We start from the raw sequence: 27,000 nt of genomic DNA on the forward strand, positions 1-27,000 counted from the left end.
TCTTCAGCCTGTACCGGCCTCTTCGCGGGCTTGCCCGCTCCCACAGAACCCCCACAGATTTTGAATTCTGTGCAGTATCTGTGGGAGCGGGTTTACCCGCGAAAGGGCCGGAACAGGAGGACACCAATCAGCGCCCCAATTCGCATTGAAATCCGATCCATGTTTAACTTGAACGCTTGTTCAATGAAAAACGCTGGTCCGCTGCCGGTGTTCAACAGGAGGATTCCTTTGCTGAACCCGTTCATTCCGAGCCTTACGTCATTCGACGAGGTGCGCCCCCAATGAGTGCACCGACCCCTTCCCTTGCCAATGGCAAGATCCGCATGAACCCTCCGGTGTTCTATTTCGCGGCAAGTTTCATCCTCATCTTCGGCCTGGTGGTCATTTCCTTTCCGCAAGCAGCAGGTGACTGGTTGCTGGCGGCGCAGAACTGGGCTGCCAACACGGTCGGCTGGTACTACATGCTGGCGATGACGCTGTACCTGGTCTTCGTGGTGGTCACCGCCTTGTCCGGCTACGGCAAGATCAAGCTCGGTGCCGACCACGACGAGCCCGAGTTCAGTTACCTGTCGTGGGCCGGCATGCTGTTCGCCGCCGGTATCAGCATCACCTTGTTCTTCTTCTGCGTCTCCGAACCCCTGACGCACATGCTGCAGCCGCCCCAGGGCGAAGCGGGCACGGCCGAGGCCGGGCGCCAGGCGATGCAGATCCTGTTCCTGCACTGGGGCCTGCATGGCTGGGGCGTGTTCGCCTTCGTCGGCATGGCCCTCGCCTATTTCGCCTACCGGCACAACCTGCCGCTGGCCTTGCGTTCGGCGTTGTACCCGCTGATCGGCAAGCGCATCAACGGGCCGATCGGCTATGCGGTGGACGGCTTCGGCATCATCGCCACGGTGTTCGGCCTGGGTGCCGACATGGGGTTTGGCGTGCTGCACCTGAACGCCGGCCTCGACTACCTGTTCGGCATCGACCACAGCCAGTGGGTGCAGGTGCTGCTCATCACCCTGATGATGGGCGCGGCGGTGGCCGTGGCCGTCGCCGGGGTGGAGAAGGGCGTGCGGGTGATGAGCGACATCAACCTGTTCCTGGCCTGCGCGCTGTTGCTGTTCGTGTTGTTCGCCGGGCCTACCCAGCATTTGTTCAACACGCTGATCCAGAACCTCGGCGACTACCTGGGTGCCTTGCCGCGCAAGAGCTTCGACGTCTATGCCTATGGCGAAAATCGCGACTGGCTGGGCGGCTGGACGGTGTTCTACTGGGCCTGGTGGATTGCCTGGGCGCCGTTCGTGGGCCTGTTCATCGCCCGCATCTCCCGTGGCCGCACAATCCGCGAGTTCGTCTTTGGCGTGCTGTTGATTCCGCTGGGCTTCACCTTGGCGTGGATGTCCATCTTCGGCAACAGCGCCCTGGACCAGGTCATCAACCACGGCATGACAGCGCTGGGCCAGTCGGCGCTGGATAATCCGTCGATGAGCCTGTACCTGCTGCTGGAGACCTACCCCTGGAGCAAGACGGTGATCGCCATGACGGTGTTCATCAGTTTCGTGTTCTTCGTCACCTCTGCCGACTCGGGTACCGTGGTGCTGTCGACCTTGTCGGCCAAGGGTGGCGATGCCGACGAGGACGGGCCGAACTGGCTGCGTATCTTCTGGGGGGCGATGACGGCGCTGATCACCAGTGCGCTGCTGTTCGCTGGCAGCATCGATTCGCTGAAATCGGCGGTGGTGCTGACCTCATTGCCGTTCTCGCTTATCTTGCTGTGCATGATGTGGGGGCTGCACAAGGCGTTCTACCTGGAGTCGCAACGGCAGATCGCACAGATGCATTCGCTGGCCCCGTTCGCCCAGTCACGCCGCGGCCGTGGCGGCTGGCGCCAGCGCCTGAGCCAGGCGGTGCACTTCCCGTCGCGTGATGAGGTGTACCGCTTCATGGACGACGTGGTGCGCCCGGCAATTGCCGATGTGCGTGAAGTGTTCGAACAGAAGGGCCTGGTGCTGATTACCCAGGACGACCCGAGCCATGACAACGTCAGCCTGAAGATTGGCCATGGCGAGGAACAGCCGTTCATTTACCAGGTGCAGATGCGTGGCTACTTCACGCCATCGTTCGCCCTGGGTGGGCTGGGTACGCAGGAGTTGAAGAACCGCCGTTACTACCGGGCGGAGGTGCACCTGAGCGAAGGCAGCCAGAACTATGACCTGGTGGGCTACAGCAAAGAGCAGATCATCAACGACATCCTCGACCAGTACGAGCGGCACATGCAGTTCCTGCATCTGGTCAGGTAATAACCTGTACCGGCCTCTTCGCGGGTAAACCCGCTCCCACAGGTACGGCGCTGGTTTTGAAGCCTGTGTAGCACCTGTGGGAGCGGGTTTACCCGCGAAGAGGCCGGTACAGGCAAAAACTAGAAGGGCGCATCCCCGAGGATGGTCGCCCGATGCATCACCCGCCGGTTCGGTCGGTAGTCATCCACGGCAAAATGCTGGGTCACGCGGTTGTCCCAGAACGCCACGTCATTCTCCTGCCACCGCCAGCGAATGCTGAACTCCGGCCGCGTCGCATGGGCGAACAGCAGTTTCAGCAGCGCCTCGCTTTCCAGCTCGCTCAGCTCATTGATGCGCGTGGTGAACCCCTCATTGACGAACAGCGCCTTGCGCCCGCTCACCGGATGCGTGCGCACCACCGGGTGCGACAGCGGCGGGTTGTTGCGCCGGGTTGCTTCCCAGCGCGCCAGGTCTTCCGGCGTGGTACCAAAGCGCTCCAGCGGGAACGACTTGGTGAAGTCATGGGTGGCGGTCAGCCCGTCGAGCATCTCGCGCAGCGGTGCCGACAAGGCTTCGAAGGCAGCGATGCCGCTGGCCCACAAGGTATCGCCACCGTAGGCCGGCAACTGCTTGGCGCTGAGCACCGCGCCCAGGGCCGGGGTCGGCAGGAAGGTCACATCGGTGTGCCACACCGCGTTGTCGCGCACATCGGTCACCGCTGTGTCGAGGATCAGTACCTGCGGGGTTTCCGGAACGTTGGGGTAGATCGGGTGGATATGCAGGTCGCCGAAGCGGGCGGCAAAACGCGCCTGCTGCTGCGGGTTGATCGGCTGGTCGCGGAAGAACAGCACCTGGTGTTGCAGCAGTGCCTGCTCGATGGCGTCACGTTCTTCGACGGTGATATCACGGCTGATGTCCACGCCGCTGATCTGGGCGCCAAGCGCCGGGCTGAGGGGGGTGATGGTCAGGCTCATGTCGGTCTCTTCAATCAGGCGCCAGGCTGCTGGCGTGGTCAACAGGGTTCAGTGGCTCTGCCCGTGCCAAGGCACCAGCTTGCGTTGCAGGGCACGCAGGCCCATTTCCAGGGCGAAGGCGATCAGGGCGATCAGCAGGATGCCCAGCACCACCACATCGGTAACCAGGAACTGTGCCGCCGACTGCACCATGAAGCCCAGGCCGCTGGTGGCGGCGATCAGTTCGGCGGCCACCAGGGTCGACCAGCCGACCCCAAGGCCAATTCGGATGCCGGTGAGGATGTCGGGCAGGGCGCTGGGCAGGATCACATGACGGATCAGCTGGGCCTTGGTCGCGCCCAGCGACTGCGCGGCACGCAGCTTGGCCGGGTCGACCGTGCGCACACCGGTGGCGGTGGCAATGGCGATGGGGGCGAAGATTGCCAGGTAGATCAGCAGCACCTTGGACAGCTCGCCGATGCCGCACCAGATGACGATCAGCGGCAAGTAGGCCAACGGCGGGATCGGCCGGTAGAACTCGATCAGCGGGTCGAGAATGCCGCGGGCCACGCGGTTGTAGCCGATGGCGATACCCACCGGGATGGCGGTGAGGGTGGCCGCCAGCAGGGCCACGCCGATGCGCCCCAGGCTGGCACCCAGGTGCTGCCACAGGCTGGCATCCATGTAGCCTTGGGTCAGCAAGGTCCCGGCCTTGGCCAGGATGTCGGCGGGCGAGGGCAGGAACAGCGGCTCGATCCAGCCGGCCGCTGTCACCAGCCACCAGGCCAACAGCAAGCTGGCCAGGGTCAGGGTGCTGATCCAGCGGGTGGGCAGGGTGCGGCGCAGCTTGGTGGCTGGCCGGGGTTGGGGGTTGTGTTTGCCGGCGACCGGCAGGTCCAGGCTGCTCATGCGCGCTCCTGCAGGTTTTGACGTTGGGAGAACACCCGCGCCAGTACGTGTTCGCGAGTTTCGATGAAGGCCGGGTCGGACTTGATCGCCCGCGCCGGTTCACCGGCTGCATACCGCTGGCCGAAGTCCAGTTGCAGGCGCTCCACCACGCGCCCCGGGTTGGGCGCCAGCAGCACCAGCTCGCTGGCAAGGAACACTGCTTCTTCGATGTCGTGGGTAATCAGGAACACCGGCTTGGCGGTGCGCTGCCATACCTGCAGCAACAGCTCCTGCATCTGCTCGCGGGTGAAGGCATCAAGTGCGCCGAACGGTTCGTCCATCAGCAGCACCCGTGGGTTGGCTGCCAACGCCCGAGCCAGGCCGACGCGCTGCTTCTGGCCACCGGACAATTGCCAGATACGCCGTTCGCCAAAGCCTTCGAGGTCGACCAGGGCCAGCATTTCACGGGCCTTGGCTTCACGCTCGGCGCGCGGCACGCCGGCCAGTTCCAGGCCGAATGCGACGTTGCCCAGCACGTTCTGCCAGGGCAGCAGCGCATCGTCCTGGAACACTACGCCGCGCTCGGCACCGGGGCCCTGGACGGGCACGCCGTCCAGGGTGATGCGCCCGCCGCTGGGGGCGACGAAGCCGGCGATCAGGTTGAGCAGCGAGGTCTTGCCGCTGCCGGAAGGCCCCAGGGCCACCAGCAGTTGGCGTGGCCCCAGGCTCAGGTTGATGTCGGCCAGTACCGGGGTTTCGGCACCGGGGTACTGTGCGCTGATGCGCTCCAGTTCGAGCAAGGCCATGGCAGGCTCCGGTCGGTTTTCTACAGGCTTAGTTGGGGAGGTACTGGGCGCTGACGTACGGTGAGTAGTCCGGCAGTACCGCGTCGACCTTGCCTTGCTGCTTGAGGAAGGTGGCCGTGTCGGTCAGCGCCTGGGTGGTCGGCGCGCCCAGTGCGTTGGCCTGGTCGGCGGCCAGCGGGTAGACGTTGCCCTGCAGCAGCACCGGGATGTCAGCAGGCTTGGCGCCCGACAGTTTGGCCAGCTTGCTCACGTTGTCGGGGTTGGCCAGCCAGGCTTGCGGGTTTTTGCGGTAGTCGGCGTAGGCGTCAAGGGTGACCTTGGCAAAGGCCTTGACCACGTCGGGGTGCTTGGCGGCGAAGTCCTTGCGCACGATCCATGCGTCGAAGGTCGGCGCACCTTTCTTGGCCAGCTCGCCGGAGGTGATCAGCACCTTGCCGTTTTCCTTGGCCACGCCCAGGGCCGGGTCCCAGACGTAGGTGGCGTCGATATCGCCGCGCTTCCAGGCAGCAATGATTGCCGGCGGCGCCAGGTTGAGGATCTGCACCTTGGACGGGTCGATGTTCCAGGTCTTCAGCGCAGCCAGCAGGCTGTAGTGGCCGGTGGAGACGAACGGCACGGCGACCTTCTTGCCGACCAGGTCTTGCGGAGTCTTGATGCTGTCGCGGGCGACCAGTGCTTCACCGGCGCCAATCTGCGTGGCAATCAGGAAGGTCTCGACCGGCAGCTTGCGGGTGGCTGCGGCGGCCAACGGGCTGGAGCCCAGGTAGCCGATCTGCACATCGCCGCTGGCTACGGCGGTGATCACGTCGGCGCCGTTGTCGAACTTGCGCCAGTCGATGCTGGCCTTGCTGGCTTTTTCGTAGTTGCCATCGACCTGCGCCACCTTGGCTGGGTCGACGGTGGTCTGGTAGGCCACGGTGAGGTCTGCGGCCTGGGCCAACCAGCTGGCGCTGGCGAGGGTCAGGGCGGCGAACAGGCGCAGCGGAGCGTGCGGGATCATGGTGAACCTCTCGTCAGGCAATCGGGTGTGATGGATGGCGAGAAGGCTAAATGATCTAAGAAAACTAAAATAAATAACTTTTTTGCATTAGCTTAGGAGCCAATTGCTAATCCATGCCACCGTAGTGCGACCGATGTGGGAGCGGGCGTGCCCGCGAACACCGGCGACGCCGGTGCCATCCACCGCGTCGCCTGCTTCGCGGGCATGCCCGCTCCCACATCGATCGCATTACGGCGCGACTCGGGGTGATTTCGCTCAATGGCGAAACCAGAGACCGCTGCTAGGCTTTTCCGTCCCGATAGAACGATCCGGAATTAGGTTATGAGCAAACGTTTGCAAATAACCTTTAGTTATGACAATGGCCGTTGATACAACGAAATGCAGTAACAGTTCCTAACATATTCCGTAAAAATCTTAGCAATTCATAAAACGGTCATTTTGGATTTATAGGATTGTCATTATCCTGTAGCGCAGCTGGCGTCTTAGACCAAAGTCGCGAAACGTTTAGAAACGATTGACTTCATGGTCACGCTTTGGGACTAAATCGCCAATCCACGGTGAGCGGGGCAGCAGATCCCACCGCCAGAGATACACAAAAATTAGAACGTAGAGGAGCAAAACATGTACAAGTCCAGCCTGGCCCTGGCCGTGGCACTGGGGGTTCTCGCCCAACAAGCAGGCGCTGCCGGTTTCGTTGAAGACAGCAAACTGTCGCTCAGCTCGCGCACCATGTACTTCAACGATGACAACCGCGAAGGTGGTGCTGACAACCGTGAGTCGGGTCAGGGCTTCAAGCTCGACTACCTTTCCGGTTTCACCGAGGGCACCGTAGGCTTCGGCGTAGACGTACAAGCTCTGTGGGGGATCCACCTCGACGGCGGTCGCGGCAAGCACCCGAATAGCAGCACCTTCTTCCCGAGCGACACCGATGGTTCCGCCGTGAGCCAGTGGGCTCGTATTGGTGGCAACGCCAAGGCTCGTTTCTCCAAAACCGAGGCCCACTTCGGTAGCGCCCTGGCGCCGAACCTGCCGATTCTGGTCTCCAACGATGGTCGTTTGCTGCCGCAAACCTTCGAAGGCGGCACCATCCAGTCGAAAGAAATCGACAACTTGACCATCAACGCCGGTCAGCTGACCCACGCTATGGGGCGTGCTTCGAGCAACCGCACTGGGCTGTCGGTCAACGGTGCTACTGCCGACAGCAACAAGTTCATCTACGGTGGCCTGGACTACAAGCTCACCCCTGACCTGACGCTGCAGTACTACTACTCGAATCTGAAAGACTTCTACAAGCAGCACTTCCTGGGTGCTACCCACATCTTCAAGATTTCCGATGACCAATCGTTCAAGACAGATCTGCGATACTTCGACAGCAGTAGCGATGGCAAGAACGGGCCTGGCGAATACAGCTTCAACAACAACGGCGGCTATCGCAAGAACAATGGCGAGGTCGACAACAAGACCTGGTCTGCCATGTTTACCTACAGCTTGGGTGGCCATGCCTTGATGCTGGGTCATCAGCAAGTTAGCGATGACGGTGGTTTCGTCTGGTTGAACCAAGGTTCGGTGACCGATGGCAATGGCCGACCAGAAGGTGCAGGTGGCGCGAGCTTCTACCTGTTCACCGATAGTATGATCAACCAGTTCGCCCGTGCTGGTACCAACACCACCTTCGGCCAGTACAGTTATGACTTCGCCCGCGTTGGCGTGCCTGGCCTGAAGGCTTCGGTCGCCTACCTGCGCGGTACCGATATCCGTAACTTCTCCGGTAACGGTACTTACCACGAGTGGGAACGTGACGCTCGTATCGACTATGTCATCCAGGAAGGCACCCTCAAGGGCCTGGGCGCTAGCCTGCGTCACGGTGTCTACCGTGGTGAGGGTGAAGCGCCAGTCGACAAAGATCAGACTCGCTTCATCGTGAACTACACTTACAACTTCATGTAAGCAGTAGCTGAACAAGAAGCCTCGCCTAGTGCGAGGCTTTTTTATGTCTGAAATTCTAAATTCCTGCAGGTTATAAATAAATCAGTATTTATTCTTTTTATTTTTAATCGAATGCAGGCACATTGAACCCATACGGTACAGAACCCAGCACAGGAGCCGCAGCCCATGAGCCTAAAACTCGGCGATATCGCCCCCGATTTCGAACAGGATTCCAGCGAAGGCAAGATCCGCTTCCATGAGTGGCTGGGCAACAGCTGGGGGGTTCTGTTCTCCCACCCGGCCGACTTCACCCCGGTTTGCACCACCGAGCTGGGCCTGACCGCCAAGCTGAAGGACGATTTCGCCAAACGCGGTGTCAAGGCCATTGCCCTGTCGGTAGACCCGGTCGATTCGCACCACCGCTGGATCGATGACATCAACGAAACCCAGAACACCGTGGTCAACTTCCCGATCATCGCCGACGCCGACCGCAAGGTGTCCGACCTGTACGACCTCATCCACCCGAACGCCAGCGACACCCTGACCGTGCGCTCGCTGTTCGTCATCGACCCGAACAAGAAGGTGCGCCTGACCATCACCTATCCGGCCAGTACCGGGCGCAACTTCAACGAAATCTTGCGGGTGATCGACTCGCTGCAGCTGACCGACAACCACAAGGTCGCCACGCCAGGGAACTGGCAGGACGGTGACGATGTGGTGATCGTGCCGTCGCTGAAGGATGAGGAAGAGATCAGGCAGCGCTTCCCCAAAGGTTACCGGGCGGTCAAACCCTATTTGCGGCTGACCCCGCAGCCCAATCGTTAAAGGATTCCTCGTTGCATTGCTCTTAGCCATAGCAGGGATATTCGGGCCGTTTCGACGGCCCTTTTTTATGCCTGCTGAAACTGCATGGGCTTCTTCGCGGGTAAACCCGCTCCCACAGGGATAACGGAAGCCCCAGGCCTGGTGCGGTCCCTGTGGGAGCGGGTTTACCCGCGAAAGGGCCAAAATAGGAAATTGATAAAAATGGAATAAACAAATGAAAAAATATGATTTCTAGATATATGCGTCGGCTGTTAATGTCACCTCCAACAGAACACAAGGAAGCGCTGCAATGCTGGTCGTATCAATCGGTGGAAGCCCCAGTACCCGTTCACGCTCCGGCGTGCTGCTGGAGCGTTCTCGCCAGTGGCTGCAGGACCAGGGCGTCGAGGTAGTGACGTTCCAGGTACGTGACTTTCCCGCCGAAGACCTGCTGCACGCCCGTTTCGACAGCCCGCAGGTGCAGCACTTCCAGCAGCTGGTGGCCCAGGCCGATGGCCTGATCGTCGCCACTCCGGTGTACAAGGCCTCGTTCGCCGGTGCCCTGAAAACCTTGCTCGACCTGCTGCCCGAACGCGCCCTGGCACACAAGATCGTGTTGCCAATCGCCACCGGCGGCAGCATCGCCCACATGCTGGCGGTGGATTACGCACTGAAACCCGTGCTGTCGGCACTCAAGGCGCAAGAGACCCTGCAAGGGATCTTCGCCGACGACAGCCAGGTCGCCTACGCAGAAGGCAGCAGACCCGCGCAGCTGGCAGCGGCGCTGGAAGAACGCCTGCAGGACGCGCTGGAAACCTTCCATGTTGCGCTGGCCCGCCGGCCGCGCCCCGTGGCTCCCGGCGTATTGAACGAACGCCTGATCAGCGCTCGCTGGAGCATCTGACTGGCTTGACCCGCTTCACCACCTTACTCGCCCGACAACGAGGCAAGCAGGTGCAACCCGAACCCACTCGCACAGGAGAGCGCCATGCGCACAGTCTTCTTGCGTCGCGGTCTGGTCGCCCTGTTTGCGGCGGCTGTGTCCTTCGGCGCCATTACCCAAGCCCAGGCCGAGAGCCTGCGTATCGGTTACCAGAAATACGGCACCCTGGTGCTGCTCAAGGCCAAGGGCACGCTGGAAAAGCGCCTGGCCGAGCAGGGCGTGCAGGTGCAATGGACCGAGTTCCCCGGCGGCCCGCAACTGCTTGAAGGGCTGAACGTTGGCTCCATCGATTTTGGCGTGACCGGCGAAACCCCACCGGTGTTCGCCCAGGCTGCCGGTGCCGACCTGCTGTACGTCGCCTACGAGCCGCCAGCGCCGCACAGCGAGGCGATCCTGGTGCCGAAGGGCTCGCCCATCCAGTCGGTCAAAGACCTCAAGGGCAAGAAAGTCGCTCTCAACAAAGGCTCCAACGTCCACTACCTGCTGGTTCGCGCCCTGGACGACGCAGGCCTGAAATACAGCGATATCCAGCCGGTGTACCTGCCCCCGGCCGATGCCCGGGCCGCCTTCGAGCGCGGCAGCGTGGATGCCTGGGTGATCTGGGACCCGTACCAGGCTGCCGCCGAGAAACAGCTGCAGGCTCATGCCTTGCGCGACGGCAAGGGCCTGGTCGACAACCATCAGTTCTACCTGGCCACTCGCAACTACGCGACCCAGCACCCGGCGGTGATCAACACCCTGATCGAAGAAGTGCGCGCCGTGGGTGAATGGTCCCGGGCCAACCCGCAGGAAGTGACCGACCAGGTCGCACCACTGCTCGGCCTGCCCGCCGACATCACCCTGACCTCGGTCAAGCGCCAAGGCTACGGTGCCGCGCCGCTCACCCCGGAAGTGGTGGCTGCGCAACAGAAGATCGCTGACACGTTCCAGGCACTGAAGCTGATTCCCAAGCCGCTGAGCATCAAGGACGTGATCTGGACACCCCCGGCCAAGGTCGCCAGTGCGCCTTGATTGATTTGCCTGCGCCGGGGCGTCGCCCTGGCTGAGCCCCCTTGAGGAGACAACTCCAATGAGCCTGAACATCTTCTGGTTTCTTCCTACCCACGGTGACGGCAAGTACCTGGGCACCTCCGATGGCGCGCGCGCCGTCGACCATGGCTACCTGCAGCAGATCGCCCAGGCGGCCGACCGGCTTGGCTTTGGTGGCGTGCTGATCCCTACCGGGCGTTCCTGCGAGGACTCCTGGCTGGTCGCGGCATCGCTGATACCGGTGACCCAGCGCCTGAAGTTCCTGGTCGCCCTGCGCCCCGGGATCATTTCGCCGACCGTGGCGGCACGCCAGGCCGCAACCCTTGATCGCCTGTCCAATGGCCGCGCGCTGTTCAACCTGGTGACCGGTGGCGACCCGGACGAGTTGGCCGGTGACGGCCTGCACCTGAACCATCAGGAACGTTATGAAGCCTCTGTGGAGTTCACCCGTATCTGGCGCAAGGTGCTGGAAGGCGAAGTGGTCGACTACGACGGCAAGCACATCCAGGTGAAGGGCGCCAAGCTGCTCTACCCGCCAATCCAGCAACCACGCCCGCCACTGTATTTCGGCGGTTCCTCCGAAGCCGCACAGGATTTGGCTGCGGAGCAGGTCGAGCTGTACCTGACCTGGGGCGAGCCGCCGAGTGCGGTCGCTGAAAAAATCGCCCAGGTGCGTGAGAAAGCTGCCGCCCAGGGCCGCGAAGTGCGCTTCGGCATCCGCCTGCACGTGATCGTGCGGGAAACCAACGAAGAAGCCTGGGCCGCTGCCGACAAACTCATTTCGCACCTGGACGACGACACCATCGCTCGCGCCCAGGCCTCGCTGGCGCGCTTCGACTCGGTCGGCCAGCAACGCATGGCAGCCCTGCACAACGGCAACCGTGACAAGCTGGAGGTCAGCCCCAACCTGTGGGCTGGTGTCGGCCTGGTGCGTGGTGGTGCCGGCACCGCGCTGGTGGGTGACGGCCCGACCGTCGCGGCGCGGGTCAAGGAGTACGCCGAGCTGGGTATCGATACCTTCATCTTCTCCGGCTACCCGCACCTGGAAGAGTCGTACCGGGTGGCCGAGCTGCTGTTCCCGCACCTGGATGTGCAACGCCCGGAGCAAGCCAAGACCGGTGGTTATGTGAGCCCGTTTGGTGAAATGGTGGCCAACGATATCCTGCCCAAGTCCGTTGCGCAGAGCTGAGGGCCAGGCCATGAGTCGTGCAACCTCCAACAACCTTGGCCAGCGCCTGGCACCATGGGCGCTGCCGGTACTGCTGCTGGCCGTCTGGCAGCTGGCGGTCAGCGCCGGCTGGCTGTCGACGCGCATCCTGCCGGCGCCCAGCGCCGTGCTCAGTGCCGGCGTCGAGCTGGTGCGCAGCGGCGAGATCTGGACCCACCTGGCCATCAGTGGCTGGCGTGCCGGGCTGGGCTTCCTCATCGGTGGCAGCATCGGCCTGGTGCTGGGCTTCATCACCGGCCTGTCGAATTGGGGCGAACGCCTGCTCGACAGCTCGGTGCAGATGATCCGCAACGTGCCGCACCTGGCGCTGATCCCGCTGGTGATCCTGTGGTTCGGTATCGACGAGTCGGCAAAGATCTTCCTGGTCGCGCTGGGCACGCTGTTCCCGATCTACCTGAACACTTACCACGGCATCCGCAACGTCGACCCGGCGCTGGTGGAAATGGCGCGCAGCTACGGCCTGTCCGGCTTCAGCCTGTTCCGCCAGGTGATCCTGCCTGGGGCGCTGCCTTCGATCCTGGTAGGCGTGCGTTTCGCTCTGGGCTTCATGTGGCTGACCCTGATCGTTGCCGAAACCATTTCGGCCAGTTCCGGCATCGGCTACCTGGCAATGAACGCTCGTGAGTTCCTGCAGACCGACGTGGTGGTGCTGGCCATCGTCCTGTATGCCGTGCTCGGCAAACTCGCCGACCTCGCCGCCCGCGGCCTGGAACGTGTGTGGCTGCGCTGGCACCCGGCCTATCAAGTGGCGAAGAAGGAGGGCGCATGACCGTACTCAAGGAACAGCCGCCGCGCTTGCTGCGTGGCATCCCGCTGGCTTCCAGCGGCCTGCGCAAGACCTTTGGCCAGCGCGAAGTGCTCAAGGGCATCGAGCTACACATTCCTGCCGGTCAGTTTGTCGCCATCGTCGGCCGCAGTGGTTGCGGCAAGAGTACCTTGCTGCGCCTGCTGGCTGGTCTCGACCAGCCCACTGCAGGCCAGTTGCTGGCCGGTGCGGCGCCGCTGGAACAGGCCCGCGAAGAAACCCGCCTGATGTTCCAGGACGCACGCCTGCTGCCGTGGAAGAAGGTAATCGACAACGTTGGCCTGGGCCTGTCTGGCGACTGGCGCCCGCGTGCGCGGGAAGCTTTGGAGTCGGTTGGCCTGGCCGACCGCGCCAATGAATGGCCGGCGGCTCTGTCGGGTGGCCAGAAGCAGCGCGTGGCCTTGGCCCGGGCGCTGATTCATCAGCCGCGCCTGCTGCTGCTGGACGAGCCGCTCGGTGCGCTGGATGCATTGACTCGTATCGAGATGCAGCAACTGATCGAGCGCCTGTGGCGTCAGCACGGCTTCACCGTGTTGCTGGTTACCCACGATGTCAGCGAGGCAGTCGCCGTGGCTGACCGGGTGATCCTGATCAAGGATGGCGAGGTCGGGCTCGACCTCACTGTCGACCTTGCACGGCCTCGGGCGCGTGGTTCGCACCGCCTGGCCGCGCTGGAAAGCGAAGTGCTCAACCGTGTTCTGTCGGCCCCGGGCGCTGCGCCCGAGCCGGATCCTGTAGCCCCTTTGCCCACGCAACTGCGTTGGGCGCACTGAACCCCAGAAGCCAAAAGGAAGCAAATCATGACTATCAAAGCCATCAACGTTCGCAACCAGTTCAAAGGCACCGTGAAGGAAATCCTCGAAGGCCCGGTACTGTCGGAAATCGACGTGCAGACTGCCTCGGGCATCGTCACTTCGGTCATCACTACCCGCTCCGTGCGTGAGCTGGAGCTGCAGGTGGGCAGTGAGGTTATTGCCTTTGTGAAGTCGACCGAAGTGTCCATCGCCAAGCTGTGATGGATGTGGGCCATGGGGCTGCTTTGCAGCCCAATCGCCGGCAAGCCAGCTCCCACAGGTACCCCACAAGCTTCAGGCCTTGTGCTGTACCTGTGGGAGCTGGCTTGCCGGCGATGAGGCCATCAAATTCAACGCTTGGCCAGAAACGGCGGCAGATACAACCCCAGGTACGCCTCGAACACCCGCTTGCCTTCCTCGGCCATGCGCGGTGTGATCGCCTCATGCAGCTGCACCGACCGTGCATAAACCCGGTCGCTCAGCTCCATGGCCAGGGCAAACACGTCCACATCCGCCGGCATCACCGGCAGATGAAAGTGCTGGTCGAACAACTTGTGCATCAAGTCGCCCAGTTCCATGTCGTGCTGCCGATCGGCCTGCACCACTTCGCTCAGGCCATGCTGGGCCAGGATCAGCTGCCGCGCCGCCGCGTCCTCGTTGTAGATATCCAGCATGCGCTGCTCGATCAGCCGTGACAGTTCGTGCCAGGTGTTGACCGCACTGCTGTCGATAGGCGCGCTCAGCGCTTCACGGAAGGCCCGGTGTACATCGGTCGTCAACGCCTCCAGCAGCGCCGGCACGCTGGCGAAAAAGTGGTACACCGAAGACGGTGGAATCTGCGCGCGCTCGGCCACGCTGTAGATCGACAGGCTTGCCACCCCCAGCTCGGCCAGCAACTCGCGTGCAGCCGCCAGAATCGCCTCGATCCTGGCCTGGCTGCTGGCGCGCGGCCTGCGCGGGGAAGCAGTGCGGGTCATCAGTTGCTGATCGCCAGGATGCTGGCCTGGTAGGCGCCGACGAACAGATCGAAGTCGCCGACCTCCTGCTGTTCCAGGCGCGACTGCTCGGCCAGCGAGTCGCGGGCGAGGGTTTCGAAAGCCTGCTGGCGCTCGACCGGCAGTGGCTGCTCGCGGAAGGTTTCGGCGTGGATACGGCTTTGGCGCAGGGAAAACTGGACGAAGCTCTCGTCATGCTCGGTCATGCGTGCCAGCACCTGGGCCGAAGGCGTCAGCGAGGCATCGTCGACCTTGGCCTGTTGGGCATCCAGGGCCTTGCCGTGTTCTGCACTGCCTTGCGCCTGGTCGAGCAGCTCGGCCAGTGGGCGGATATGCTCGATCAGCTCGCTGGCCCAGGCCTTCAGGCCAATCGGCTGGCCATTGCGGCGCAGTTCCAGGCCCGGGCGACGGCCTTCCTTGACCACGGTCAGGAAGTTGCTGGTGCACTGGCCGCATTCGCCGTTATCCAGTTGCGGGCTGTCTTCCAGCGCGCAGAACAGCAGGAACGCGTCGAGGAAGCGTGCCTCGGTCAGGTCGATGCCCACCGGCAGGAACGGGTTGATGTCCAGGCAACGCACTTCCACGTACTGCACGCCGCGCGAGGTCAGGGCCTGGATCGGCCGCTCGCCGGTGTAGGTGACGCGCTTGGGGCGAATGTTCGAGTAGTACTCGTTCTCGATCTGCAGGATGTTGGTGTTCAGCTGTACCCACTCGCCATCCACGTGCGTGCCGACTTCGACGTAAGGCGGGTAGGGCGTGCCCACCGCCTTGCGCAGGCTGTCGGTATAGCTGGCCAGGTTGTTGTAGCACGGCGTGAGGCCGGCCTGGGCGTTGCTCTGGTAGCCCAGGTCGCTCATGCGCAGGCTGGTGGCGTAGGGCAGGTACAGGGTTTCGGCGTCCAGCTCTTCGAGCTGGTGCGGGCGGCCACGCAGGAAGCCTTTGTCCAGTGCCGGCGAGGCGCCGAACAGGTACATCAGCAGCCAGCTGTAGCGGCGGAAATTGCGGATCAGCGCGATATAGGCCGACGACTGGTAGTCGCGGTCGCTCTCGCTGCCGCCTTCTGCGGCGCGCAGCAACGGCCACAAAGCTTCGGGCAGCGAGAAGTTGTAATGGATACCGGCGATGCACTGCATGGTGCGGCCATAGCGCAGGGCCAGGCCCTTGCGGTAGACGTGCTTGAGCTTGCCGATGTTCGAGCTGCCGTACTCGGCGATCGGGATGTCCTCCTCGGCCGGCAGCGTGCAGGGCATCGACGGGCTCCACAGGTATTCGTCGCCCAGCTTGCTGTAGACGAAACGGTGGGTCTCTTCGAGGCTTTCCAGCACCTTGGCCGGGTCGGGCAGGGCCGGGGTGATGAACTCCAGCAGCGACTCGGAATAATCGGTGGTGATCTGCTCGTTGGTCAGCGCCGATCCCAGGGCTTGCGGATGCGGGGTCTGGGCCAGGCGACCTTCGTTGGTCACGCGCAGGCATTCGCGCTCAATACCGTGCAGGCACTGCTTGAGCAGGGGGAGATTGGCGCCGAGCAGGCTCAGGCGGCGGTTGAGGAGGTCGCTCAAGATGTATTCCTTCACGCGTCGGTCGCCCCAATATGGGGGTAGAAAAGACGGTCTACAAGGGTAGTGGGAAAAGGAACTGGCGTTGTCGCCTGGTTTACGCGGTTCCGGCATTGCGCAGCGCCGACTTCGGGGGCCGCTTCGCAGCCCATTGCCGGCAAGCCGGGCTCCCACAGGTGCACCACGATTTCAGGCTTGTGGATTACCTGTGAGAGCCCGGCTTGCCGGCGATGGGGCGCGAAGCGGCCCCTTGCTGTTGCCGAAAATACCGCAGATACCGCCTGGTGGGCTAGAGAACGGCAAAGGTTCCTTGCGCTTTCGCCACCAGCTTGTCGCCCTGAACTACGTCGGCGTCGACCACCAGGGTGCGCCGCCCGGCGTGCAGCACACGGGCGGTGCACAGCACCTCACCGTCACTGACGGCGCGCATGTAGTTGATCTTGCACTCGATGGTGACGCTTTGCTGGTCGAAGCCATGGCTGGCCGAGCAGGCCAGGCCCATGGCGATGTCCACCAGGCTGAAGATCGCCCCGCCGTGCAGCTTCTGGCCACGGTTGCGCAAGTGTGGTTCGAGCGCCAGGGCTACCTCGGCAACACCTGTTTCCAGGCGTTGCAGGCGGCAGCCCAAAAGCTGGCTGAAGGCGCTTTCGACGTACTCGCTTGGTACGTCCATCACTTCTTCTTCAGCTGCTTGGCGTTGGCGAACAGCGCGGCCATGGCGTTATTGGCCGGGGCAGCAGTGGCGGTTTCGCGCTGGCGCGGCGCCTGCTGCTGACGGTTGCCGCCATTGCCACGGTTACCGCCGCGGTTGCCTTCGACCTTTTCGCCCGGGGTGTCGCTCATGCGCATGGACAGGCCGACGCGTTTGCGCGGGATGTCCACTTCCATGACCTTGACCTTGACCACGTCGCCGGCCTTGACCGCTTCACGTGGGTCCTTGATGAACTTCTCCGACAGCGCCGAGATATGTACCAGGCCGTCCTGGTGCACGCCGATGTCGACGAAGGCACCGAAGTTGGTGACGTTGGTCACCACGCCTTCGAGGATCATGCCCGGTTCCAGGTCCTTGAGGTCTTCGACGCCGTCCTGGAAGGTGGCGGTCTTGAACTCGGGGCGTGGGTCGCGGCCAGGCTTGTCCAGTTCCTGCAGGATGTCGGTGACGGTCGGCAGGCCGAAGGTTTCATCGGTGAACTTCTTCGGGTCCAGGCGCTTGAGGAAGCTGCTGTCACCGATCAGCGAACGAATGTCGCGGTCGGTGTCGGCGGCAATACGCTGCACCAGCGGGTAGGCCTCGGGGTGTACTGCGGAGGCGTCCAGCGGGTTGTCGCCGTTCATCACGCGCAGGAAGCCGGCGGCCTGTTCGAAGGTTTTCTCACCCAGGCGGCTGACCTTTTTCAGTGCCGCACGCGTGGCGAACGGGCCGTTGGCATCGCGATGGGCGACGATGTTCTGCGCCAGGGTGGCGTTGAGGCCGGAGATGCGCGTCAGCAGCGCCACCGACGCTGTGTTGACGTCGACGCCCACGGCGTTCACGCAGTCCTCGACCACGGCGTCCAGGCCACGCGCCAGTTTCAGCTGGGACACGTCGTGCTGGTACTGGCCGACACCGATGGATTTCGGGTCGATCTTCACCAGTTCGGCCAGCGGGTCCTGCAGACGGCGGGCAATCGACACGGCACCACGGATCGACACGTCCAGGTCCGGGAATTCACGGGCGGCCAGCTCCGAGGCGGAGTACACCGAAGCGCCGGCTTCGGAGACCATGACCTTGGTGATCTTCAAGGCCGGGTACTTCTTGACCAGTTCGGTCACCAGCTTGTCGCTTTCGCGGCTGGCGGTGCCATTGCCGATGGCGATCAGTTCCACCGAGTGCTTGGCGCACAGCGCGGCCATGATCGAAATGGTGCGGTCCCAGTCGTTCTTTGGCGCGTGCGGGTAGACCGTGGTGTGGTCCAGCAACTTGCCTGTGGCATCGACCACGGCGATCTTGCAGCCGGTACGCAGGCCCGGGTCGAAGCCCAGGGTGGCGCGAGGGCCGGCCGGGGCGGCCAGCAGCAGGTCGTGCAGGTTGTGGGCGAACACATTGATCGCCTCGCCTTCGGCGTTGTCGCGCAGCTCGCCGAACAGGTCGGTTTCCAGATGGGTGTACAGCTTGACCTTCCAGGTCCAGCGCACCACTTCACCCAGCCACTTGTCGGCAGGGCGGTTGCGGTTCTCGATGCCGACATGGTTGCTGATCATGAGTTCGCACGGGTGCAGGGTGCCGGGCAGTTCCTCACCGACTTTCAGCGAGGCGCTCAGCACGCCTTCGTTACGCCCGCGGAAAATTGCCAGGGCGCGGTGCGACGGGGCGTTGCGCAGCAGTTCGTCATGGGCGAAGTAGTCGCGGAACTTGGCGCCTTCTTCTTCCTTGCCAGGCACGACACGGGCGCTGAGCACCGATTCCTGCTTGAGGAAACTGCGCAGCTTGTCGAGCAGGGCGGCGTCTTCGGCGAAGCGCTCCATGAGGATGTACTTTGCGCCTTCCAGCGCGGCCTTGACGTCGGCCACGCCCTTTTCGGCGTTGACGAAGCGTGCGGCTTCGCTTTCCGGGGCCAGGTCGGGGTTGTTGAACAGGCCGTCGGCCAGCTCGCCGAGGCCGGCTTCCAGGGCGATCTGGCCCTTGGTGCGGCGCTTCTGCTTGTACGGCAAGTACAGGTCTTCGAGGCGGGTCTTGGTATCGGCCAGCTTGATTTCGCGGGCCAGTTCCGGGGTCAGCTTGCCCTGCTCCTCGATGCTGGCCAGGATGCTGGCGCGGCGTTCGTCGAGTTCGCGCAGGTAGCGCAGGCGCTCTTCCAGATGGCGCAGCTGGGTATCGTCCAGGCTACCGGTCACTTCCTTGCGGTAACGGGCGATGAAGGGCACGGTCGAGCCTTCGTCCAACAGGCCCACGGCCGCCTCGACCTGCTGGGGGCGTACGCCCAGTTCCTCGGCGATACGGCTGTTGATGCTGTCCATGTAAACCACCTGACATTTGTGAATACGGGGGTCGCCTGTGGGTCTTTCGCCCGGCGGCGCTGGATGAAAGCCGCGCATTATACCCATCGCAAACGGCTTGCGGTGATGGCGCCCGGCCAGTCGGAACTGGCGCCGGGGGAAAAATCTGCTAACAATGCTCACGCTACGTGCAGCAATGGCTACGCCATAATGCGCGGCGATATCAGAGGAGTTATTCATGACCGGCACGCCAAACACCGCTGAAGGTGACAAGATTCTCATCGTCGACGACGACCCGGGGCTGAGCAGCCTGCTGGAACGTTTCTTCACCAGCAAGGGCTACCGTGCCCGCGCAGTACCCAACACCGAGCAGATGGACCGCCTGCTGCAGCGTGAGGTGTTCAATCTGGTGGTGCTCGACCTGATGCTGCCCGGCGAGGATGGCCTGTCGGCGTGCAAGCGCCTGCGTCAGCAGAACAACCAGATCCCGATCATCATGCTCACTGCCAAGGGCGACGAGTTCAGCCGTATCAAGGGCCTGGAGCTGGGCGCCGACGACTACCTGGGCAAACCGTTCAACCCGGACGAGCTGATGGCCCGGGTCAAGGCCGTGCTGCGCCGCCAGGCACCGAGCGTGCCGGGTGCGCCTGGCAGCGAAGACGAGTCGGTCACCTTCGGCGACTACGAGTTGTCGCTGGCTACCCGCGAACTCAAGCGTGGCGACGAAGTGCACATGCTCACCACCGGTGAGTTCGCCGTGCTCAAGGCGCTGGTGATGCACGCGCGCGAGCCGCTGACCCGCGACAAGCTGATGAACCTGGCGCGTGGCCGTGAATGGGATGCGCTGGAACGCTCCATCGATGTGCAGATCTCGCGTCTGCGCCGCATGATCGAGCCGGACCCGTCCAAGCCGCGTTATATCCAGACCGTCTGGGGCGTGGGCTACGTGTTCGTGCCGGACGGAATCGCCGGTAAATGATGCCGCGCCATCGATGAAGACACCGCTCTGGTTTCCGCAAAGTTTCTTCGCCCGCACCCTGTGGCTGGTGTTGATCGTCGTCCTGTTCTCCAAGGCCTTGACCCTGGTCTACCTGTTGATGAACGAGGACGTGCTGGTCGACCGTCAGTACAGCCACGGTGTGGCGCTGACCCTGCGCGCCTATTGGGCGGCCGACGAAGAAAACCGCGACAAGATCGCCGAAGCGGCAGGCCTTATCCGGGTCACCGGTTCGGGCGTGCCCGAGGGCGAGCAGCACTGGCCCTACAGTGAAATCTACCAACGGCAGATGCAGGCCGAGTTGGGCGAGGACACCGAGGTACGGCTGCGCATTCATGCGCCGCCAGCGTTGTGGGTCAATGCGCCAAGCCTGGGCCCGGGCTGGTTGAAGGTACCGCTGTACCCGCACCCGCTGCGTGGGCAGAAGATCTGGAACGTGTTGGGTTGGTTCCTGGCCATCGGCCTGTTGTCCACCGCCTCGGCCTGGATCTTCGTGCGCCAGCTGAACCAGCCGCTCAAGCGCCTGGTGTTTGCTGCCCGGCAGCTGGGCCAGGGGCGCAGCGTGCGCCTGCCGATCAGCGACACGCCCAGCGAAATGACCGAGGTGTACAAGGCCTTCAATCAGATGGCAGAGGATGTCGAGCAGGCCGGGCGCGAGCGCGAGCTGATGCTGGCGGGGGTTTCCCACGACCTGCGCACACCGCTGACGCGCCTGCGCCTGTCGTTGTCGTTGCTGGACAGCGACAACGAACTGAGCGACGACATGGTCCGCGATATCGAGGACATGGATGCGATCCTCGACCAGTTCCTGGCCTTTATCCGTGATGGCCGTGACGAGCCGGTTGAAGAGGTCGACCTGGCCGACCTGGTGCGCGAGGTGGTGGCGCCGTACAACCAGCCGGAAGAACGGGTGCGCCTGTGCCTGGAGCCGATTCCGCCGTTCCCGCTGCGCCGGGTTTCGCTCAAGCGCATGCTGGGCAACCTGATCGGCAATGCCTTGCACCACGCCGGCAAGGGGGTGGAGGTGGCCGCCTATGTGTCGGGCGACGAGAGTGCGCCGTACGTGGTGCTGAGCGTGCTGGACCGTGGAACGGGGATAGACGAGTCGGAGCTTGAGACCATCTTCAACCCGTTCATTCGTGGTGACCGGGCCCGGGGGGGCAAGGGCACCGGACTGGGGCTGGCGATCGTCAAGCGGATCGCGGCGCAGCATGGTGGGAATGTGGAGTTGCGCAATCGCTCTGGTGGAGGGATCGAGGCGCGGGTACGGTTGCCTTTGGGGTTGTTGCTGCCGCGTAATGCCGTGTGATTGCCGGGGCCGCTTTGCGGCCCTTTCGCGACACAAGGCCGCTCCTACAGAGGATCGCGTAATCCTGTAGGAGCGGCCTTGTGTCGCGATGGGCTGCGCAGCAGCCCCAAAATCTCAGCCCTTACCCTTGGTCCGAGTCTGATTAGGCCCGCCATTTTTCTCCAGATGCTCGATGATCATCCCGGCCACGTTCTTGCCAGTGGTCACTTCGATGCCTTCCAGCCCCGGCGACGAATTCACCTCCATCACCAGCGGCCCATGGTTGGAGCGCAGGATATCCACACCCGCCACGCTCAGGCCCATCACCTTGGCCGCGCGAATGGCAGTCATGCGTTCTTCCGGGGTGATCTTGATCAGGCTGGCCACACCACCGCGGTGCAGGTTGGAGCGGAATTCACCCGGTTTGGCCTGGCGCTTCATCGAGGCGATGACCTTGTCGCCGACCACGAAGCAGCGGATATCCGCGCCACCAGCTTCCTTGATGTATTCCTGCACCATGATGTTCTGCTTCAACCCCATGAACGCCTCGATCACCGATTCGGCGGCCTTGGTGGTTTCGCACAGCACCACGCCGATGCCCTGGGTGCCTTCCAGCACCTTGATCACCAGCGGGGCGCCGTTGACCATCTGGATCAGGTCGGGGATGTCGTCCGGCGAGTGGGCAAAGCCGGTGATCGGCAGGCCGATGCCGCGCCGCGACAGCAGTTGCAGCGAACGCAGCTTGTCGCGGGAGCGGGCGATCGCTACCGACTCGTTGAGCGGGTACACACCCATCATCTCGAACTGGCGCAGCACCGCGCAGCCATAGAAAGTCACCGATGCGCCGATGCGCGGGATCACCGCGTCGAAGCCTTCCAGCGGCTTGCCGCGGTAGTGGATCTGAGGCTTGTGGCTGGCAATGTTCATGTAGGCCCGCAGGGTGTCGATCACCACCATTTCGTGGCCCCGCTGGGTACCGGCCTCGACCAGGCGGCGGGTGGAATACAGACGCGGATTGCGCGACAGCACAGCGATCTTCATGCAGCACCTGTTACAGGAGAAAGGGTGGCCGGGAAGGCCGGTTTGTCTTGTACGTATTTGAGACCCGGGTTGACCACCAACTGGCCATGGATCAGGGCCTTGGACCCCAGCAACAGGCGATAACGCATGTTCTTGCGACAGGCCAGGGTGAACTCCACCTCCCACACACCATCGCCCAGGGCCAGTGACGTGCGGATGACATAGCGGGTCTGGGCCTGGCCATTGGAGCTCTTGATGGTTTTCATGGTCACCAGCGGTGCCTCGCAGCGACGGTGGCGCAACTGCACCACCGAGCCAAGGTGTGCGGTGAAGCGGACCCAGGGCTGGCCGTCGCGCTCGAACGGTTCCACCTCGGTGGCGTGCAGGCTGGAGGTGCTGGCGCCGGTGTCGATCTTGGCGCGCAGCCCGGCCACGCCAAGGTCGGGCAGGGCGACCCACTCGCGCAGGCCGATCACAGTCAAATGGTCAAATGTCTTCACGAAACGCACCCTGCGAATGAGGTGATGAACTGTAAGCACGGCGGGGATTTTTTGCATCCGATCGTTACGGTAGTACAGTTCGATGAAACACAGCGTTCGAGGTAACGGGATGGCACAAAAAGCCGAAGACGACGACAAGGTCCGCCTGGACAAATGGCTGTGGGCGGCACGCTTCTACAAGACCCGTGCGCTGGCCAAGGCGGCGATCGAGAGTGGCAAGGTGCATTGCCGGGGTGAGCGCTGCAAGCCGGGCAAGGAACCGCGGGTGGGGGACGAGTTCGTGCTGCGCACCGGGTTCGATGAGCGCACCGTGGTGGTGAAGGCCTTGTCGGTGGTGCGGCGTGGTGCGCCAGAGGCGCAGACGTTGTACGAAGAGACCGAAGACAGCGTGCGCCGGCGTGAGCAGGCGGCGGAATTGCGCAAGGCCGGGGCGATGGGCGTTACAACCGATGGCCGGCCGACCAAGAAGCAGCGGCGGCAGATTCACCAGTTGCATGGGAGCTTCGAATAGCCGGGGCCGCTTTGCGGCCCTTTCGCGACACAAGGCCGCTCCTACAGGAAATCGCGGCCCCCTGTAGGAGCGGCCTTGTGTCGCGATGGGCTACGCAGTAGCCCCATGGCCCTAACGGGTGACAGCCATCCGTCCGACCAGCGGTAACCGGGCCAGCAGGTTGAACAACGGCGCCGTCCAGCGCAGCAGCACCGCACTTCCCTTGGCCGCCAGCGGCGTGTAGCAGCTCCAGCCCAGCGCCAGCACCGCCATCAGCAGCCCGCCGATGTAGTCATCTTGCCCCCAGTGGGCACCGGCCACCAGGCGCGGCAACATGAACAATACCGCCAACCCCCAGACCACCAGGTACTGCACCAGGCGGCGGCTGAACACGCTCATGAACAGCGCCCAGACCAGCAGCACCGAGGCATGATCCCCCGGGAAACTCTTGCTGGAACGGTCCTTGAGCTCCCAGGCCGCCTCCAGGTCCGGATAGTAGTCGCTGAGGTGCACCACCTCGTCGAACATCATCGACGGGCTCTTGTGCTGCCAGCCGGCTGCATCCACCCACTTGGAAAACAGCGCGCGAATCACCACTAAGAGGATTAGCGTGACCAGGAAGCCGAAAAAGGCCTGGCGCACCTGGGTTGCCTTGAACACCCAGTCGCCTCGGATAAGCACTGCCAGAAGGATCAGGCCGACGACGATGTCGAACGGGCGCAAGCTGCCGACAGTCCAGATATAGCGCCAGGTAGTGTTGTCGGCTAGCGGCGCATTCAGGCTGTGGAACAGCCACTCGTCGAAAGTCAGGCACAAGATCTGGCCAATGGGCCATAACCAGAAACACAGTAGAGCGATGGGAAGCAGCGTACAGGCTGCCAATGGCCCCCAGGACCACCTTGCTTGGAACAGTGGTCGATTGTCCATAAAATACCTCTATTGCAAACAGGAATCGGAGCGCCTTGTGAGCGCTCTGTCATGGGGTTCTCGCTTGTTTTCGACAACCCTTGTAACCATTTTGTCATCATTTTCAGATAGCCAAAACCTATGAGCGATTTGCCTGATACCGATTTCACCCAACGTTTCATCTTCGACGAGCGCGATGTGCGCGGCGAGTGGGTGTCTCTCGATGACAGCTACGCCGCGGTGCTGGCGCGTCATGAGTACCCGCAGCCGGTGCAGGCACTGCTGGGCGAGCTGATGGCCGCCACCGCCTTGCTGGTCGGGGCGCTGAAGTTCGACGGCCTGCTGATTCTGCAGGCGCGCTCTGCCGGGCCGATCCCGCTGCTGATGGTCGAATGCTCCGGCGACCGCGATATCCGCGGCATGGCACGTTACGAAGCGGACCAGATTCCGGCGGATGCAACCCTGTCGCAGCTGATGCCCGACGGCCACCTGACCTTGACCATCGATCCGGTCAAGGGCCAGCGCTACCAGGGCACCGTCGACCTCGATGGCGCCACGCTGTCGGAGTGCTTCACCAACTACTTCGTCCAGTCGCAACAGCTCAACACGCGCTTCTGGCTCAACGCCGAAGGCGGCAAGGCACGTGGCCTGCTGCTGCAGCAACTGCCGCGCGACCGCCAGCCGGACGATGAAGAGCGTGAAGAAAGCTGGCAGCACGTTGTGGCATTGGCCACCACGCTCAAGGCTGATGAGTGGGCGCTGGACAACGAAACACTGCTGCACCGCCTGTACCACGAAGATGCCGTACGCCTGTTCGATATCCAGCCGCTGCGCTTCAATTGCAGCTGCTCGCGCGAACGTTCCGGCAATGCGCTGGTCAGTTTGGGCGAGCACGATGCCAAGGCGCTGGTGGAAGAGTGCGGCGGGCAGGTGGAGATCGATTGCCAGTTCTGCAACGAGCGCTATTTCTTCGACGCCAGTGATGTGGCGCAATTGTTTGCCGGTGGCGGTACTGACGTAGCCTCAGAAACTCGTCACTGAAACGTTTAACTACAGGACAATCTCCTGTCGAATTGCGCAAAAGCGCAGTTCTGACAGGAGGGGCCTACTTTTTTTGGGCGTTTCTGGCATAATCCGGCCACTTTTTTCGCTGTAGTAGTTTTTTTGAGACAACTACAAAACGTTTGGAGCACTCGGCCTCGGGCCGGATGGGGTATCTCATGACGCAAGCCAACAACACCGTGTACACCGACCTGAGCGTCGATGAGCTGGTAAAAGAAGCGCTGCAACGCGGTGAAGGCGTACTAGCCGATACTGGCGCACTGGTCGTGGAGACTGGTCACCGTACTGGCCGTTCGCCGGCTGACCGTTTCATCGTCGAAGAGCCTTCCACCCAGGACGCCATCGCCTGGGGCCCGATCAACCGCAAGTTCCCGGCCGACAAGTTCGATGCCCTGTGGGCTCGCGTCGAGGCGTTCAACAACGCCCAGGATCACTTCGTTTCCTACGTTCACGTAGGGGCGGCCGCCGAGCACTACCTGCCGGTGAAGATGACCACCCAGACTGCCTGGCAGAACCTGTTCGGTCGTTGCCTGTTCATCAATCCGGAGCAGTACAACCCGGCTGGCCGTGGCGAGTGGCAGGTCCTCAACGTCGCCAACTTCGTGTGCGAGCCTGAGCGTGACGGCACCAACTCCGATGGCTGCGTGATCATCAACTTCGCCCAGAAGAAGGTGCTGATCGCTGGCATGCGCTACGCCGGCGAAATGAAGAAAGCCATGTTCTCGGTGCAGAACTTCCTGCTGCCGGCTGCCGACGTACTGCCGATGCACTGCGCCGCCAACATCGGCGAAGCAGGCGATGTGACCCTGTTCTTCGGCCTTTCCGGTACCGGCAAGACTACCCTGTCGGCCGACGAAAGCCGTTACCTGATCGGTGACGACGAGCACGGCTGGGGCGAGGGCGTGGTCTTCAACATCGAAGGCGGCTGCTACGCCAAGTGCATCGACTTGTCCGAAAAGAACGAGCCGGTCATTTGGAAAGCCATCAAGCATGGCGCCGTGCTGGAAAACGTCGTTCTCGACGCCAACAAGCACGCCGACTACAGCGACGTCAGCCTGACCCAGAACAGCCGTGCGGCCTACCCGCTGGAGCACGTTGCCAAGCGTTCCGAAGCGAACCTGGGCGGCGAGCCTAACGCAGTCATCTTCCTGACCTGCGACCTGACTGGCGTTCTGCCTCCGGTTTCGATCCTGAACAACGAACAGGCGGCCTATCACTTCCTGTCCGGCTACACCGCGCTGGTCGGTTCCACCGAAATGGGTTCGGGCAGCGGCATCAAGTCGACCTTCTCCACCTGCTTCGGCGCCCCGTTCTTCCCGCGCCCGGCTGGCGAGTACGCCGAACTGCTGATCAAGCGTATCAAGGGCTTCGACTCCAAGGTCTACCTGGTCAACACCGGTTGGACCGGCGGTGGCTACGGCGTTGGCAAGCGCTTCAGCATCCCGACCACCCGTGCCGTGATCGCTGCGATCCAGAGCGGCGCGCTGATCGGCGCTGAAACCGAACACCTGGACATCATCAACCTGGATGTGCCCAAGGCCGTTCCGGGCGTTGATACCGAGCTGCTCAACCCGCGCACCAACTGGGCTGACAAGGCTGCCTACGACGAGGCCGCCAAAGGCCTGGCCAAGCTGTTCATCGAAAACTTCAAGAAGTTCGAAGTTTCCGACGCCATCAAGGCCGCTGGCCCGCAGCTGTAAGCTGACCCGTCCGCAACGAGAAAGCCGCCCCCTTCGGGCGGCTTTTTTGTTTTTTCTACAAGCCTGTGCG

General features: G+C 62.8%; 25 protein-coding genes. 14 read left to right on the plus strand and 11 right to left on the minus strand.

All coding sequences use genetic code 11. The annotated features are described in order from the left end of the window. Positions 1–323 precede the first annotated feature (323 nt). Positions 324–2,285: a choline transporter BetT gene (betT, locus tag R9B85_RS13665; RefSeq protein WP_166674205.1), complete on the plus strand. Its 1,962-nt coding sequence runs from the start codon at positions 324–326 to the stop codon at positions 2,283–2,285. Between the two features lie 119 nt (positions 2,286–2,404). Here the strand turns inward: betT and tauD are convergent, their stop codons facing one another. From tauD to tauA, 4 genes are read right to left on the minus strand one after another with little or no spacing between them, the layout of a single operon-like run. After that, positions 2,405–3,238, minus strand: a complete 834-nt coding sequence (gene tauD, locus R9B85_RS13670) for a taurine dioxygenase (RefSeq protein WP_112251288.1) — start codon at positions 3,236–3,238, stop codon at positions 2,405–2,407. Between the two features lie 48 nt (positions 3,239–3,286). Beyond that, positions 3,287–4,126, minus strand: coding sequence for a taurine ABC transporter permease TauC (gene tauC, locus R9B85_RS13675; protein ID WP_112251289.1), 840 nt, complete (start codon positions 4,124–4,126; stop codon positions 3,287–3,289). Further along, positions 4,123–4,911: a taurine ABC transporter ATP-binding subunit gene (tauB, locus tag R9B85_RS13680; RefSeq protein ID WP_112251290.1), complete on the minus strand. Its 789-nt coding sequence runs from the start codon at positions 4,909–4,911 to the stop codon at positions 4,123–4,125. The genes tauC and tauB overlap by 4 nt, the downstream gene beginning before the upstream one ends. Positions 4,912–4,939: 28 nt before the next feature. Then, a complete protein-coding gene (gene tauA / locus R9B85_RS13685; RefSeq protein ID WP_112251292.1) occupies positions 4,940–5,911 on the minus strand; it encodes a taurine ABC transporter substrate-binding protein in 972 nt (323 codons plus the stop codon). Positions 5,912–6,532: 621 nt separating this feature from the next. On the opposite strand from tauA, the gene R9B85_RS13690 reads away from it, so the two are divergent. The 8 genes from R9B85_RS13690 (at position 6,533) to R9B85_RS13725 (ending at position 13,662) form a co-directional block, all read left to right on the plus strand. Beyond that, positions 6,533–7,858 (plus strand): OprD family outer membrane porin, encoded by a 1,326-nt coding sequence (locus R9B85_RS13690; protein WP_274078830.1) that lies wholly within the window; start codon positions 6,533–6,535, stop codon positions 7,856–7,858. A 165-nt stretch (positions 7,859–8,023) separates the two neighbouring features. Then, the gene (locus tag R9B85_RS13695; RefSeq protein ID WP_015268594.1) at positions 8,024–8,662 is read left to right on the plus strand and encodes a peroxiredoxin; all 639 of its coding nucleotides are present in this window, start codon (positions 8,024–8,026) and stop codon (positions 8,660–8,662) included. A 289-nt stretch (positions 8,663–8,951) separates the two neighbouring features. Beyond that, positions 8,952–9,545 carry an NADPH-dependent FMN reductase gene (ssuE, locus tag R9B85_RS13700; protein WP_112251296.1) on the plus strand — a complete coding sequence of 198 codons (594 nt, stop codon included), beginning with the start codon at positions 8,952–8,954 and terminating at the stop codon, positions 9,543–9,545. Between the two features lie 84 nt (positions 9,546–9,629). Next, a complete protein-coding gene (locus R9B85_RS13705) occupies positions 9,630–10,595 on the plus strand; it encodes a sulfonate ABC transporter substrate-binding protein (protein WP_252378462.1) in 966 nt (321 codons plus the stop codon). A gap of 58 nt (positions 10,596–10,653) precedes the next feature. After that, the gene (gene ssuD, locus R9B85_RS13710) at positions 10,654–11,802 is read left to right on the plus strand and encodes an FMNH2-dependent alkanesulfonate monooxygenase (protein ID WP_025337326.1); all 1,149 of its coding nucleotides are present in this window, start codon (positions 10,654–10,656) and stop codon (positions 11,800–11,802) included. A gap of 10 nt (positions 11,803–11,812) precedes the next feature. Beyond that, positions 11,813–12,610 (plus strand): aliphatic sulfonate ABC transporter permease SsuC, encoded by a 798-nt coding sequence (gene ssuC / locus R9B85_RS13715; protein WP_112251300.1) that lies wholly within the window; start codon positions 11,813–11,815, stop codon positions 12,608–12,610. Further along, positions 12,607–13,419, plus strand: a complete 813-nt coding sequence (gene ssuB / locus R9B85_RS13720; protein ID WP_423770298.1) for an aliphatic sulfonates ABC transporter ATP-binding protein — start codon at positions 12,607–12,609, stop codon at positions 13,417–13,419. Before ssuC ends, ssuB begins: the two co-directional genes overlap by 4 nt. Positions 13,420–13,446: 27 nt before the next feature. Then, positions 13,447–13,662, plus strand: coding sequence for a TOBE domain-containing protein (locus tag R9B85_RS13725; protein WP_003255829.1), 216 nt, complete (start codon positions 13,447–13,449; stop codon positions 13,660–13,662). 128 nt (positions 13,663–13,790) lie between these two features. On the opposite strand, the gene R9B85_RS13730 is transcribed toward R9B85_RS13725, so the two are convergent. The 4 genes from R9B85_RS13730 to R9B85_RS13745 form a co-directional block, all read right to left on the minus strand. Further along, positions 13,791–14,417, minus strand: coding sequence for a TetR/AcrR family transcriptional regulator (locus R9B85_RS13730; protein WP_423770299.1), 627 nt, complete (start codon positions 14,415–14,417; stop codon positions 13,791–13,793). Then, entirely contained in the window at positions 14,417–15,994 is a 1,578-nt protein-coding gene (gshA, locus tag R9B85_RS13735; RefSeq protein WP_215521027.1) for a glutamate--cysteine ligase, read from the minus strand. The genes R9B85_RS13730 and gshA overlap by 1 nt, the downstream gene beginning before the upstream one ends. 286 nt (positions 15,995–16,280) lie before the next feature. Next, positions 16,281–16,664 carry a PaaI family thioesterase gene (locus tag R9B85_RS13740; RefSeq protein WP_112251310.1) on the minus strand — a complete coding sequence of 128 codons (384 nt, stop codon included), beginning with the start codon at positions 16,662–16,664 and terminating at the stop codon, positions 16,281–16,283. Then, entirely contained in the window at positions 16,664–18,988 is a 2,325-nt protein-coding gene (locus R9B85_RS13745; RefSeq protein ID WP_112251312.1) for a Tex family protein, read from the minus strand. The genes R9B85_RS13740 and R9B85_RS13745 overlap by 1 nt, the downstream gene beginning before the upstream one ends. A 217-nt stretch (positions 18,989–19,205) precedes the next feature. Here R9B85_RS13745 and ompR point away from each other — a divergent pair, with 217 nt between their 5' ends. Continuing rightward, the gene (gene ompR / locus R9B85_RS13750; RefSeq protein ID WP_112251314.1) at positions 19,206–19,946 is read left to right on the plus strand and encodes a two-component system response regulator OmpR; all 741 of its coding nucleotides are present in this window, start codon (positions 19,206–19,208) and stop codon (positions 19,944–19,946) included. Positions 19,947–19,959: 13 nt separating this feature from the next. Then, the gene (locus tag R9B85_RS13755; RefSeq protein ID WP_112251316.1) at positions 19,960–21,273 is read left to right on the plus strand and encodes an ATP-binding protein; all 1,314 of its coding nucleotides are present in this window, start codon (positions 19,960–19,962) and stop codon (positions 21,271–21,273) included. Between the two features lie 114 nt (positions 21,274–21,387). On the opposite strand, the gene rimK is transcribed toward R9B85_RS13755, so the two are convergent. Then, positions 21,388–22,293 carry a 30S ribosomal protein S6--L-glutamate ligase gene (rimK, locus tag R9B85_RS13760; protein WP_015268602.1) on the minus strand — a complete coding sequence of 302 codons (906 nt, stop codon included), beginning with the start codon at positions 22,291–22,293 and terminating at the stop codon, positions 21,388–21,390. Next, a complete protein-coding gene (locus R9B85_RS13765) occupies positions 22,290–22,772 on the minus strand; it encodes an ATP-dependent zinc protease (protein WP_041166351.1) in 483 nt (160 codons plus the stop codon). The genes rimK and R9B85_RS13765 overlap by 4 nt, the downstream gene beginning before the upstream one ends. 109 nt (positions 22,773–22,881) lie before the next feature. On the opposite strand from R9B85_RS13765, the gene R9B85_RS13770 reads away from it, so the two are divergent. Continuing rightward, positions 22,882–23,283 carry an RNA-binding S4 domain-containing protein gene (locus R9B85_RS13770; RefSeq protein WP_013970457.1) on the plus strand — a complete coding sequence of 134 codons (402 nt, stop codon included), beginning with the start codon at positions 22,882–22,884 and terminating at the stop codon, positions 23,281–23,283. A gap of 111 nt (positions 23,284–23,394) precedes the next feature. On the opposite strand, the gene R9B85_RS13775 is transcribed toward R9B85_RS13770, so the two are convergent. Next, on the minus strand, positions 23,395–24,189 hold the full coding sequence (locus tag R9B85_RS13775) for a phosphatase PAP2 family protein (RefSeq protein ID WP_112251318.1): 795 nt from the start codon (positions 24,187–24,189) through the stop codon (positions 23,395–23,397). A 120-nt stretch (positions 24,190–24,309) separates the two neighbouring features. Between R9B85_RS13775 and hslO the strand changes: the two genes are divergently transcribed. Together hslO and R9B85_RS13785 are read left to right on the plus strand one after the other, a co-directional pair. Further along, entirely contained in the window at positions 24,310–25,209 is a 900-nt protein-coding gene (gene hslO, locus R9B85_RS13780) for an Hsp33 family molecular chaperone HslO (protein WP_015268604.1), read from the plus strand. A gap of 179 nt (positions 25,210–25,388) precedes the next feature. Beyond that, positions 25,389–26,930 (plus strand): phosphoenolpyruvate carboxykinase, encoded by a 1,542-nt coding sequence (locus R9B85_RS13785; protein ID WP_133969941.1) that lies wholly within the window; start codon positions 25,389–25,391, stop codon positions 26,928–26,930. Positions 26,931–27,000 lie beyond the last annotated feature (70 nt).

Origin of the sequence: Pseudomonas sp. NLJ1 (assembly GCF_049486705.1) — a bacterium.
GTDB classification, from domain to species: domain Bacteria; phylum Pseudomonadota; class Gammaproteobacteria; order Pseudomonadales; family Pseudomonadaceae; genus Aquipseudomonas; species Aquipseudomonas inefficax.